The organism is Mangrovibacter plantisponsor, from assembly GCF_003182475.1.
In the GTDB taxonomy this organism is placed as follows: domain Bacteria; phylum Pseudomonadota; class Gammaproteobacteria; order Enterobacterales; family Enterobacteriaceae; genus Mangrovibacter; species Mangrovibacter plantisponsor.
On sequence record NZ_QGTS01000008.1, the window covers coordinates 84,713 to 96,711 of the forward strand.

At 48.3% G+C, this 11,999-nt stretch carries 11 protein-coding genes and 2 pseudogenes; 7 read left to right on the forward strand and 6 right to left on the reverse strand.

What is annotated here, in order from left to right:
* Positions 1–12: 12 nt before the first annotated feature.
* Entirely contained in the window at positions 13–1,941 is a 1,929-nt protein-coding gene (locus DES37_RS14260) for a methyl-accepting chemotaxis protein (RefSeq protein WP_110026330.1), read from the reverse strand.
* 462 nt (positions 1,942–2,403) lie between these two features.
* Between DES37_RS14260 and DES37_RS14270 the strand changes: the two genes are divergently transcribed.
* Positions 2,404–2,913: a hypothetical protein gene (locus DES37_RS14270; RefSeq protein ID WP_110026334.1), complete on the forward strand. Its 510-nt coding sequence runs from the start codon at positions 2,404–2,406 to the stop codon at positions 2,911–2,913.
* Positions 2,914–3,125: 212 nt separating this feature from the next.
* Positions 3,126–3,314, forward strand: a complete 189-nt coding sequence (locus tag DES37_RS14275) for a YjfB family protein (protein ID WP_036107226.1) — start codon at positions 3,126–3,128, stop codon at positions 3,312–3,314.
* Between the two features lie 72 nt (positions 3,315–3,386).
* On the opposite strand, the gene DES37_RS14280 is transcribed toward DES37_RS14275, so the two are convergent.
* Positions 3,387–3,647 (reverse strand): DUF2534 family protein, encoded by a 261-nt coding sequence (locus DES37_RS14280; protein WP_110026335.1) that lies wholly within the window; start codon positions 3,645–3,647, stop codon positions 3,387–3,389.
* A 306-nt stretch (positions 3,648–3,953) separates the two neighbouring features.
* Between DES37_RS14280 and DES37_RS14285 the strand changes: the two genes are divergently transcribed.
* The 3 genes and pseudogenes from DES37_RS14285 to DES37_RS14295 all read left to right on the forward strand — a co-directional run.
* A complete protein-coding gene (locus DES37_RS14285) occupies positions 3,954–6,575 on the forward strand; it encodes a bifunctional diguanylate cyclase/phosphodiesterase (RefSeq protein ID WP_281271483.1) in 2,622 nt (873 codons plus the stop codon).
* 140 nt (positions 6,576–6,715) lie between these two features.
* Positions 6,716–6,835: pseudogene (locus DES37_RS14290) on the forward strand (transposase); the annotation flags it as partial.
* Positions 6,831–7,070: pseudogene (locus tag DES37_RS14295) on the forward strand (tyrosine-type recombinase/integrase); the annotation flags it as partial. The pseudogenes DES37_RS14290 and DES37_RS14295, both read left to right, overlap by 5 nt.
* Before the next feature lie 341 nt (positions 7,071–7,411).
* Here the strand turns inward: DES37_RS14295 and DES37_RS14300 are convergent.
* Positions 7,412–7,753: a YebY family protein gene (locus DES37_RS14300; protein WP_036111699.1), complete on the reverse strand. Its 342-nt coding sequence runs from the start codon at positions 7,751–7,753 to the stop codon at positions 7,412–7,414.
* 220 nt (positions 7,754–7,973) lie between these two features.
* Here DES37_RS14300 and DES37_RS14305 point away from each other — a divergent pair, with 220 nt between their 5' ends.
* A complete protein-coding gene (locus DES37_RS14305) occupies positions 7,974–8,204 on the forward strand; it encodes a DNA polymerase III subunit theta (RefSeq protein WP_036111705.1) in 231 nt (76 codons plus the stop codon).
* 119 nt (positions 8,205–8,323) lie between these two features.
* Positions 8,324–9,028, forward strand: coding sequence for a nitrilase-related carbon-nitrogen hydrolase (locus DES37_RS14310; RefSeq protein WP_110026340.1), 705 nt, complete (start codon positions 8,324–8,326; stop codon positions 9,026–9,028).
* A gap of 11 nt (positions 9,029–9,039) precedes the next feature.
* Here DES37_RS14310 and DES37_RS14315 read toward each other — a convergent pair whose 3' ends face one another.
* The 3 genes from DES37_RS14315 to DES37_RS14325 all read right to left on the reverse strand — a co-directional run bounded on the left by DES37_RS14315 (position 9,040) and on the right by DES37_RS14325 (position 11,981).
* Positions 9,040–11,103, reverse strand: a complete 2,064-nt coding sequence (locus tag DES37_RS14315; protein ID WP_110026341.1) for a S9 family peptidase — start codon at positions 11,101–11,103, stop codon at positions 9,040–9,042.
* A gap of 169 nt (positions 11,104–11,272) precedes the next feature.
* A complete protein-coding gene (gene yebF / locus DES37_RS14320; RefSeq protein WP_072006983.1) occupies positions 11,273–11,626 on the reverse strand; it encodes a protein YebF in 354 nt (117 codons plus the stop codon).
* A gap of 67 nt (positions 11,627–11,693) precedes the next feature.
* Complete coding sequence (locus DES37_RS14325) at positions 11,694–11,981, reverse strand: YebG family protein (protein ID WP_036111997.1); 288 nt, start codon at positions 11,979–11,981, stop codon at positions 11,694–11,696.
* Between the last annotated feature and the right edge of the window lie 18 nt (positions 11,982–11,999).

Genomic DNA, 11,999 nt, shown 5'->3' on the forward strand with positions numbered 1-11,999 from the left:
GGGGCTGTCAGGTCAGAAGCTTTCCCACTGACCGCCATTGTCGCCAGTCAACGCGGGTTTATTGGCTAATGCCGGGCGTACAGGTGCCGGACGCGGGTGTTGTTGTGCAGGAGCGGCAGAAATCCGGAACATGTCCACCAGACCGGCCAGACGAGCAGCCTCTTCTTCCAGAGCACCAGCGTTGTGCGATGAATCCACCACCATCGACGCATTCTGCTGTGTCGTTGTATCCAGCTCAGATATAGCGTGGCTTATCTGGTCGATACCCCGGCTTTGTTCATCTGATGCCGATGCAATTTCCTTCATGATGTCATTCACATGCGACACAGAAGTGAAAATGTTCTCCATAGTTTTCCCGGCTTCATATACTTGCGAAGACCCTGTTTGTACACGTGATACAGACTCAGTAATCAGAGTTTCAATCTCTTTTGCTGCCTGAGCACTGCGCGAAGCCAGCATACGCACTTCCCCTGCCACCACAGCAAACCCACGCCCCTGTTCACCAGCACGTGCTGCTTCTACTGCCGCATTTAGTGCCAGAATATTGGTCTGGAACGAGATACTATTAATGACATTAATAATTTCAGTAATTTTTTTCGAACTGTCGGTAATACTGTCCATGGTTTTAATTACACCGCGCACAATGTCACCACCTTTACCGGCATCCTGTGTAGCACCTGTGGCCAGTTGGCTTGCCTGGTGAGCATTTTCTGCATTGCGTTTCACTGCAGAAGTTAACTCTTCCATGCTGGCTGCGGTTTCAACTACCGCGGCTGATTGCTGTTCAGTGCGTGAAGCCAGGTCATCATTGCTGGCAGCAATTTTCCCGGTAGCCCCCACCACATGCTCAACGCTGCCCTGAATATCGCTGATCATTTTATGCAGCCGGGCATTCATTTTGGCCATTGCGGACGTCAGTTGCCCCAGTTCATCGTTACTTGCCGGTTTAATATGCTGTGTAAGGTCGCCATCAGCAATATGCTCGGCGAGTTGCAGGTTTTCTTTAATCGGTTTGGTTATCAGGCGGGTGATATACCACGCAGCAAGTAAACCAAACAAAATGGCAATAATTGAAATGACAATCATCACACTAATGGTGTGAAAAATAATAGTTCGGTTTTTTTCAGCTTCAAGATCATTTAATACCTGTACGGCCTGTGTCAGAGATTGTGCGGAAGCACTCAGCATATTTGTCGCCTGTGCACTTTCCTGGTAAGTATGGTAGTAACTCTGCATATTCTGCATGAACTGGCCGAAATATTGCCAGACAGGGTCTATGACATTGAAAGGCAAACCTGTATCACGGGGGAAATCACTATACATTTTTTTTGCCTGTGCCATTTTTTCTGATGCCTGGTCGACATAGGCCTGTTCACCATGCATTTGCACATCGTGAGCAATATCACGCACATCACTTAGCAGTAACATAAAACTAAATAACTTATTTACCTGCGATTCTGTCAGAGGCGTATTTTGAATAGCATGATAATAGTTATCTAATTTTTCCTGGCTGATTTCCTGGCTGATTCCTTCAATCATAGACAGGCGTTCTTTTTCTTTTTGATAGACTTGCTCATAGCTGTTCTGGTAGACCACAAACTTCTGTTTGATGGTTTCGAGCAAAGGAAGGTCATCTGACTGCCAGGACAACTTGCTATTATTTTCAATCAGGCCGGTAGTCTGGGCCAGCTCCTGCCGGTTTTTCTCCAGCACGGAGAGGTCATTAGTAGCAAGATAGGTCAGCCGGGCGCTTCTTAGCTTATCAAGCTCTGCAGACAAGTTGTTTGCAAAATCATTTTTCGTCGTGTGGTTTTTGATATCAAACAAGGCATTAATACCAAATGCTGAGACTAAAACCACAATAACTATAGCAACAGAAAAACCCAGATATAATTTCGCAGTAATCTTTAGCTTTTTAAGGCCTAACAGTTCCAGAAGCATACGGCTGTTCCTTATATAACGCAGAGGTTTTACTATGAAAAAACATCACTCAAAACAGGAAGTGATTAACCATGACTTATCTATCGGCAATATCAAAAAGACTTTTATAGCGTATTAAAGTAAAGTCACCACTGCATGTAAAAACAAGCATCTTTATTGATCTAAATAGCACTTTTACAGCCAACCCAATGATTGCAATTAAAAAATTAATTCCTGCACCCACCACATATTCAGTAATAATAAAATAGCCATAAAGCCCCATTAATACTTTGCTGATGAATTTTTCACTAATTATCTGCTAACTAATTGTTATCATTTTAATTTACATACCCTGCCTTTATGTTTGTTTACAACATTAAAGTTAACCAAACTGTACTGGCTAAAATCTGCTGGCTGAAACACAACATGGCGCGTATCCTGCAGCGAGGTTAATGTGTACAACATCAGTTTCAGGAACAGGAAATGAAAAAGTCTTTTCCACTGTTGGCGAGTGCCCTGCTAATTTTGACCTGCAACGGCGCCCAGGCAGCCAGCGGTTTTCGCGACATGGATTTTGGTAGTAGCCCGGACGTGATTAAACAGCATGCACACTGCACAATGACTGGCCCGGTAAAAGTTGAAATCGGGGAAATGTACCAGTGCGCAGACTTCCCTTTCGAAAGTGGCGTAACGCATGCTGAGTTTTTCTTTGCCGGCAACCAGTTTATTCGCCTGGGTATCCGGGTACCTGTAGACAACACGGCAGAAACAATTAATTCACTGGCTAAGAAGTATGGGCTGGTGAGCGCGCCTGGAGAAGATCAAATTACCGCAGTACGCACAACGCCAGGCCAGTCGGTCATGTTTACCTTTGGCGATGGCAATATCGCACTCTACTTCGCCAGCGACAGCCAGGGCAGCACCAGCACGGTATTGCTGTTCTCATCCCCCGATGCCAAAGCCCTGCAGGATGCGCACGCAGACGACCTGTAATCTGCCCACAGCCCGTTAACATACGGGCCTGAGTTCGCAATTTGCGATGTGTGGCTGGCTTTTGGCATTTAATCCTCAGGTTTTACGCTACCCTGCCGATAACAGCAAAACGTGGGTATTTTTTTGCCCACGTTACATTTTCGCCGATTAGGGTTTACCCTTTTCATGTCCTGTATCGTTCCGATATTTCTCAACTCAATCAGGATATTAAGATGGATGTATCACAGATTGCTGCACTTTCTACCGGCCTCAGCACCATGCAAACCAATAATGAGGTAAGCACGTTAATGCTGAGAAAAACGCTGGATAACCAGGAGTCAGTTGCTACACAGTTGATTAACGCGGTGCCTTCACTCCCGGCTAACCCGGCAGTCGGCCGTAATATCAATACAACAGCCTGATACGAGCAACCTGTACAGGTACTTTTCCCTATCCCGGCGGCCTGCCGGGATAGTTATTTAATGCCTTACATATCAGTGATGCGTGTCTGTCTCGCCCAGGAAATAGAAACCAAACGGCAAAGACCCAATAATAGTGAACATCAGCGTGTAGATAAGCACCCATGCACTTTGCATAAAGTACATAGAAACCGACCATTCAGACATTGGCATGTTGTATTCATCCACCACTCCACCAAACGTTGCCTTGCCAATCACAGAAAGTGCAACAATGAAGACCAGTGCGACACACAATAAGAATTTTTTACCATTGCGAGTATGAAGTTTTTCGAACATAGCGCCTCCTGAGGAATGTTGATTCAATGCGCTGAATGTGTGAAGAATCTGTTATTTCTACCATATTCAGGCCTTCGGGTGAATCGATATCACTCCCTGAGCTGCCACCAGGTTAACAGATAACCGCCTCTGCTCCGGGGTATATGCCTTATCACCTCACTAAACTGTGTCCTGGCTGGCAAACAGGGAATAATTTTTCCTGTGGCGATTCCCTACGGTAAATCTTGCTGCAACCCTGCCGATATATCAATGACGACTCGCGACTGGCGCAATCAAGCTCTCTGAGCACACTGAAATGAAAACAGTATGAATAAAAATGTGCTTAACGCCGCAAGTACTCTTCCTCTGGCCGATAGCCGGGGAATAGTCAGGCGAACTCTCATTGCCATGATAGTAATGATCAGCGCCATTTTCGTGGCGGTTATCGTTACGCTGTTTTCTATTGCCAATACGCTTAACACCCAGGCCGACCAGCAAAACCAGCTGTTACTGTTAAAGGCGCTTCATGCCCGCCAGGAAGCAATTCGAACCCACCTTGATGATAACGCTAACTGGGGTGAAGCCTATACCAACCTGCATGTACACCTGAATACCAACTGGGCATGGGATCAACAAAACCTCGGGCGTTCACTTTATACCTCGTTTGAGCTCGAAGGTGTTTTTGTGCTTGACCCGGATGATGTCACCCGTTACAGCGTCATTAGCGGGAAGCTGGTACACACACCTTTTCAAAGCTGGTTAACTGTGCCCGTGTTACCCATGCTGCACCAGCGCCTTCAACAATCTGGTGGTAAGTCTGTCTCGCAGTTTGCCGTGGTGAACAACACCCTGGTTCTGCTGGCCGCAGCCTGGATACAGACAGGAAGTGACGACACCATAAAACCCATTCCAGGCCCGCCATCTATTATGATTTTTGTTGACCGCCTGACTCCGGCAAAGTTGAGAGCTATGGGGCAGGAATATGGTGTACTTAATACACATATCCATACTCACGCCAGGCAAGTTGATTCTGATAAACGAGAGGCCGGTTTCCCACTGAGCACCAGCACTGGGGGCATCAGCATAGAATGGACAAGCAGCAACCCCGGTGGCGCGCTGTTAACCTGGGTGTTGCCTTCCATGGTCTTCCTCTTTTTTGCCACATTGTTCCTGGCCCTGGCTTTAATGCGCCATGCCATGCTAAGAGCGCGCCTGAATGATGAAAGTACATTTTTGCTGGAACAAGGGCGGCTGGCTCTGGCTGCAAGTGAACAGCGCTTTCGCGATGTAGCGGAAACAACCAGTGACTGGATCTGGGAAACTGATGATAAATTATGTTTTAGCTGGATTTCAGGCCGCTTCCCTGTGATAACAGGCAGCCCGCAACAAGCCTGGCTTGGCCGGCCACTCACCACCTTCCTTCTGGATTTACAGCCAAATTACCGCCTGACACAGTGGGCCAGTTCTGCCTCTGTTGGCAGCCATCTGGCTCTCGATCAGTGCCTGTATTTTTCCCCTGACAACCAGCCACATTATTGCAACCTGGTTATTAAGAAGGTCAAAAAATCTGACGGCCGACCGGGCTTTAGGGGAACAGCAACGGATGTTACACAGGAAGTGCAGACTCAGGCAAGAGTACGTTACCTGTCGGAACATGATGAGCTAACCGGGCTACCCAACCGGGTACAAATGCGCCAGTTTTTGGACCGAAAACCCCTGAAACAGCTTGCTCATGATCAACAAATTGCTGTGTTGACAGTTGATCTGGATAAATTCAAGCCAGTTAACGATCTGTATGGGCATTCAGTGGGAGACAAAATTTTGCATGACGTTTCCGCACGCATGCGCGACTGTATCCCTGAAAATGGTCTGGTAACCCGCTATGGCGGCGACGAATTCATCGTTATTCTGCCCACAACACAAGGGTCGAACGAACCAGAACGCCTGAGTGATGCTTTGCTATCCCGTCTCACCCAGGCATTCCACCTTGAAGACACCGATGTATTTATTGGTGCCAGTATTGGTATAGCTATTGCCCCTCTTCATGCTACCGATGCCAATGACTTACTGCGCTATTCAGATATAGCTCTCTACCAGGCAAAGCATGACGGGCGTAACTGCTGGCGGCTTTACCATCCTTCAATGAAAGAGCAAATTGTTCAACGCCGCGAACTGGAGAATGAACTTCGTGATGCCATTCACGCCAACCAGTTGCAGCTGGTTTACCAGCCTCGCTATGACGTGCACAGTGGAAAAGTAGCAACCATTGAAGCGCTTATTCGCTGGCCGCACCCCCGTCTTGGCCTGTTGATGCCGGACCAGTTTATTCCCCTGGCAGAAGATACCGGCCTTATTTTTCAATTAAGCGACTGGGTGCTGGCTACCGCCAGCCAGGATGCCGTTGAACACTTCGGCACGCTTTCCGTCGCAGTAAACATTTCAGCTATCGAATTCCGTGTCTCCGGGTTTGTTTCGCGGATTCACCATGTGCTGGCCACATCGGGTCTTTCACCCTCACGGCTTGAAATTGAGATATCAGAAAATACTGCGCTGAGTGACCCGGACAGAGTCACTGAAATTATACTGTCTCTGAAAAGCATTGGAGTCCGCTTTTTGATTGACGATTTTGGCGCAGGTTATGCTTCGCTAAGTTATCTCCATGCTTTCCCGTTCGATGGGATCAAGCTGGATAAATCTTTTGTCATCCCAACAGATACATCAGAAAGTGCCCGACGGGTGGTCGAAAATATTGTGGGTCTCGGTAAAGCTTTTTCATTGCATATCACGGCTGAAGGCGTGGAGACAGAAGAACAGCTTACTTATTTCGAGTCTTTAGACTGTGACGCACTGCAAGGGTACTTTATTGGCCGACCAGTGCCCCTGGGTGAGTTAAAACAGCACCTTTCCATGCAAACCACCAGCCCAACTTGCCCTGAGCAGGCAGACTGACTGGCAGGCGAAACGGACACTCCGCAAAGAAGCCCCCGGAGTCGTAACCGCTAAATCCGGGGGTAATGGGGTAATCCCCCCGGAAAACTAGTGCATGCATAAGTAGAATTTTCTCATAACGTGAATACCGGGAGACCTCTATAAAGCGATCACGTTTTACTGACAGTGAGATCATTATCATTCACAAACAGGCTGAGGCGGGTACGTCTGTTCCCGAACTGTACCGGGAGCATGGCATCAGCAGTGCCAGTTTTTATAAATAGCGCTCAAAGTGATGGTTCGGTACATCCAGACAGTCTAACCAAAGGTTTTGTTAAAGCCCGAATCATGTTTAATGATAACCCACCGAGTTTTCATGAAATCAGGAGCTTATCTGGCCGACTTCACGAAGAACAACGCGGCAAAGATTTTGCGCAAAAGCTGTTCGGGCATCGTTCAGAAAAAATGACAGAAAAATATCTTGATGTGCGTGAGAAAGTGTTTACTCTGGTTTGAGGCGAAAGACCGGATATGCAATTTCGTGCATTTTTCGTGCATTTTCGTGCAATCACCTCTAAGTTACTGATTTATAAGGTGATAAAAAAAAGACCGAATACGATTCCTATATTCGGTCCAGGGAAATGGCTCTTGGGAGAGAGCCGTGCGCTAAAAGTTGGCATTAATGCAGGCTATTTGCCTTGCCTTTTAAGAATAGATTACCGTGTCAGCTTTTCCAGTGTTTGGCAAAACTGGAGCATAAAAAACATTAACTGACCGGTACTGGTCGCGAAAAAGCCGTAACAGAAGCAACTCTGTTACGGCTTTTCTTTTATTTATGGCATCAAAAAATCAACCAGTTAACCGCACAGGTGGCTTGCTCGTTCGATAAATGGCTGCAGTGACATTTTTTTACCCGGATTTTTGGGATCATCTATTTGAATGACCGAAATGGGCTGCCCCGATTCTTTCCCTTCAGCCACTTGCTGCTCTGCAACCGGGTTCAGAGGGTATTGCATCAGTGTGCTGGGGTTAATGACATACAGTGCATTACCTGGCCTGCAAACCAGCATCACTTCTTCACGGTTGAATGCCCATTTATCCTTGCCCACCTGAAACCGGCTTACTGTCTGTATTTCAGAAGCCGCCTGTGCGGCAAATGCTGAGCCCAATAACACCAGTCCAATCGTTAACTTTCTCATTTAGCGTGCTGCTCTCTTCAAGCCCGGGAAGCTGAGGAATTCAGGAAGCCCGGTTTGTTACCCAACAGAAATTTTCCCCAGACTATAACGATTATTCCCCTGCTGCGTCACCCTTCATGCGGTAAAGAATTTCTGCACAATGTATAACGCTTCGCGTGTTACTTCAGGGTTTATGATTCACCTATAACAGGGTACACTTCCGGCATTATCAGGAGGCGATATGAATACTAATCTTGCAAATATTCCTCAGGACGAGATGGACAAAATCAACGTAGACCTCGCCGCGGGTGCTGTTGCATTCAAAGAGCGCTACAACATGCCTGTTATTGCTGAACAAGTTGAGCGCGAACAACCTGAAGCCCTGCGCCCCTGGTTCCGTGAGCGCCTGGTTGCTCATCGCCTGGCGTCAGTAAATCTTTCTCGCCTGCCTTATGAACCAAAATCGAAATAACGATTACATCCAGTGACAGTTATTTACGTTCTGTCCGTTACTCTTCCTTATACAGATTTTCCTGATTGAAATATCTCACCCCGGTAGCCCCGGGGTGAGCGCTGTATAAGGAATTCGTTATGCGCCAATGGAGTGTCGCCGCAGCACAATGCTGCTCACCACAGAGCAACTTACCTGAAACGGTTGCCCATCACGTGCGTTTCATTCGCCATGCAGGGCTGAATGATGTCGATGTGCTCATGTTCCCAGATAACTCATTGCCACTCAGTGAAATCCTCAATTCCGGGCAAGAAGCACAAACCCTATGGCTGGCCAGCCTGCAGGATGCCGCGGCCCGGTATGGCGTGATTACTATTCTGAGTTCGGGTAATGAAGGGGGCGTGGCAATTACACCAGAAAATGGCGTGCAAAATTTATCCTGCGCCACACTGGTATGCCTGGCGGAAGATGTTTTTTGCCAGGTTGAAGGTACACCGGTAATCAATATATCAGGTGGTAAAGTGGCATTAGGGATAAACGGCCAGCCAGGAGAAGAAATTTGGCCGCGTGGCGCAGTGGATGAAGGCGCAGATATATACCTTACTGCGTCTGCGGTAAATGAACTTCAGTGGAACTGGGTCAGTTCTGCGCTGCAGCGCTGGGCTCTAAAATACCAACTGCCAATTTTAATGGCGAACAATACCAGCGCTACTTCGCCGGGGAAAAGTGCCTGTTGGGACGACCGTGGGCAATTACTTATTCGTGCGGAAAAAGAGGAAGTGCTGGTGATTTGCCGCCGAAATGCTGAAAAGTGGCAGGGAGAGATCCTGCCACTGGTTAACTGAAAACGAGCAGGCTAGCCCAGCCGTTGTTCTGCCAGGCCAATAAGGAAAGCACACTCCAGAGCAACGGTATCGTAATACTGATAGCGCCCTGATTTACCGCCATGGCCTGTATCCAGGTCTGTCCACAATAACAGCAGGTGGTCGTCTGTTTTCAGTTCCCTTAACCGGGCCACCCATTTCCCAGGTTCCCAATACTGAACCTGGGAATCGTGTAACCCGGTAGTGACCATCATATGTGGGTACACTTGTGGTGTGACCTGGTCATAAGGGCTCCATGCCTTGATGGCCCAGTAATCTTCGGGAATATGTGGATCCCCCCACTCCTCATACTCACCGGTCGTGAGTGGCAGGGACTCATCAAGCATTGTGGTCACAACATCAACAAACGGAACCTGTGCCAGCACACCACGGAACAGTTCAGGCCTCAGGTTAGCTACAGCCCCCACCAGCAAACCTCCGGCACTCCCGCCCATTGCGTACAACTGGTCAGGCGCTCCCAGCCCACGCGCCAGCAACGCTTCACACACATCAATAAAATCATTAAATGTATTGGGTTTGTGCGATAACTTGCCCTGTTCATACCACGATTGCCCCAGTTCACCACCGCCCCTGACATGAGCTATGGCGTATACAAAACCGCGGTCAAGCAAACTGAGCCGTGTAGTGCTGAAGTCAGCATCGATGCTCTCACCATAAGCACCGTAGCCGTATACTAATAGAGGGTTCTGCCCGGTTGTGAACTTATCTTTGCGCCAAACCAGGGAAACCGGTACCTTGACCCCGTCTCTGGCGTCAATCCAGATCCTGTCGCTCTGGTAGTGTTGAGAATCAAACCCGAACACTTCCTGTTGCTTTAATAATCGCCGTTCACCAGTGCGCATATTCATTTCGAATACGGTTTGTGGGCGGGTCATAGAGGTATACACGTAGCGCAGCCATTCATTGTCTGGCTCATGATTATTACTGGTCCAGACTACCCAGGCAGGGTCATCAAACACCAGCCGCTGCTGGCGGCCATTTCTGCTGTCAACCAGGCGTAACTGGGCAAGCCCGTTTTCACGCTCCTCAATCACCACCCAGTGAGTAAAGAGCGTAAAATCCTCGACCATTACGGTATGACTTGCAGCCTGCACGACCGCCCATTTATCCTGGTTTGTTTCCGGGCTGCAGTACAAACCAAAATTTTTGCCATCCCGGTTGGAGCGCACCCAAAACTGCGCCTGAAAATGGTCCAGGTCATACTCATGCTGTGCTTCACGCTCAAGAAAACATTGCGGTACGGCAGATGCATCATTGGCATCCAGTAACCAGGCTTCACTGGTTGATGTGCTGTGCAGGGCAATAATCACAAACTCAGTTGAGCGTGACTTATAAATGCCAACGTAAAAACGATTATCTTCTTCCTGATAGACCAGTTCGTCATTTTCTGCCACGTCACCCAGCCTGTGGCGCCACACCTGGTAAGGCAGCAAAGTCACTGAATGCTTTTTGACATAGTAAAACGTGGCGGAGTCATTCGCCCATACCACACTGCCGGAAAGATCAGTGACGGCGTCATTCAGCCATATGTCATTGGCAAGATCTTTTACATGTAACTGATACTGGCGGCGAGAAACACGGTCTTCCGTCACTGCCATCAGGCGATTATCCGGAGAGATGCTCAGTGCACCTAAGTCGTAGTATGCCCCGCCCTGAGCCCGGTTGTTGCAATCGAGCAAAACTCGCCACTCATCACCATTATTCAGTTCTGCTGGCTGGCGTTGCCAAACCGGATACTCAGCATTTTCATCGAAACACTGGCGGTAGCGATACCCATTGCGCTGCCAGGGCACACTGCTTTCTTTTTTGGGCAGCCGGGCAACCATTTCATCGTAAAGGGCCTGCTGAAACTGCTCCAGCGGAGCCATAGTTTGCATGCAATAATCATTTTCAGCACGAAGGTACCCCAGTACCTCGGGTGACTGGCGTGAGTCATCACGCAGCCAGAAATAATCATCATTCCTGACATCGCCATGCTGAGTTAACAGATGTGGGCGCTTTGCTGCCCGGGGAGGGAAAACCGGCGAACGGGCCATAATAACTCCTGAAGATGGCACAACTGCCGCACAGGGTATCACGCTGAGTGCGCGTGGGAAGGAATTTGCCTGTCATTCTGAGGGCATACCAGCCAGAATCACAGGCAGCCGTACAATAACTTAGCTGCAATATTGCGTAAAACCGGGCCTCTACGCCCGGTTATTCAGCTTAACGCTGGTAATCTGCATTACCTGCTTTGCAATCCACCGTTACCTGGTAGTGCAAATCTTGCTTTTGCCCCCGAACAACCAGCGGGACAACCCAGGTATCGCCATTGTGGTGCATATCCTTGACGTTAACCCAGGCGACGGGGTCATTTTGCCCCAACGCTTTCTGGTCGTCAGACCAACGCTGTAACCGGTTTTGCAGGTAATCATTTTTAACTGTTGCGGCAATATTTTCCGCTTTCATGTTCTCACAGGGGATGAGGCTTACTCTTTTAGTCACTGCATTAGCCGCAGCGGATACAGACATCAGAGCAAACGCCACCATACACCCTGTCAAAAAGCCTGTTTTATTCACATGCCACTCCGTGATTTCTCAAGTTGTGAGAAAAGCATGGTACAAAACAGGCAACCTGCAAGTCGATTCAGGCAGTTTTCACTTTCTTTTCAAGGGAAACAGGCTCATTTTCGGTAACATCTGGTAACTTACCGGAACGCAAAATACCGCTCAGTTCATCTTTATGCTCAGCAAGCCATAAGGCAAGTTCTTCGCGCAGCCCCCCTTCCATCACTACCGGAGAACTTTCCAGATAGTCAGTCAGGCATTCCGCCAGATCTAACATTTTGTCATAGGCATCGGCCTCTTTTTTGCTGACAAAAGACATTTTTTCCTCACCGTCTCTCACGACAACATATTTAACTACGACTGCCATCATGCTGCTCCAATCACT

Bases quoted from the DNA above. Each gene is read 5' to 3' on its own strand.
- DES37_RS14260 (WP_110026330.1), bottom strand. From the start codon at position 1,941: ATGCTTCTGGAACTGTTAGGCCTTAAAAAGCTAAAGATTACTGCGAAA.
- DES37_RS14270 (WP_110026334.1), top strand. From the start codon at position 2,404: ATGAAAAAGTCTTTTCCACTGTTGGCGAGTGCCCTGCTAATTTTGACC.
- DES37_RS14275 (WP_036107226.1), top strand. From the start codon at position 3,126: ATGGATGTATCACAGATTGCTGCACTTTCTACCGGCCTCAGCACCATG.
- DES37_RS14280 (WP_110026335.1), bottom strand. From the start codon at position 3,647: ATGTTCGAAAAACTTCATACTCGCAATGGTAAAAAATTCTTATTGTGT.
- DES37_RS14285 (WP_281271483.1), top strand. From the start codon at position 3,954: ATGAATAAAAATGTGCTTAACGCCGCAAGTACTCTTCCTCTGGCCGAT.
- DES37_RS14300 (WP_036111699.1), bottom strand. From the start codon at position 7,753: ATGAGAAAGTTAACGATTGGACTGGTGTTATTGGGCTCAGCATTTGCC.
- DES37_RS14305 (WP_036111705.1), top strand. From the start codon at position 7,974: ATGAATACTAATCTTGCAAATATTCCTCAGGACGAGATGGACAAAATC.
- DES37_RS14310 (WP_110026340.1), top strand. From the start codon at position 8,324: ATGCGCCAATGGAGTGTCGCCGCAGCACAATGCTGCTCACCACAGAGC.
- DES37_RS14315 (WP_110026341.1), bottom strand. From the start codon at position 11,103: ATGGCCCGTTCGCCGGTTTTCCCTCCCCGGGCAGCAAAGCGCCCACAT.
- DES37_RS14325 (WP_036111997.1), bottom strand. From the start codon at position 11,981: ATGGCAGTCGTAGTTAAATATGTTGTCGTGAGAGACGGTGAGGAAAAA.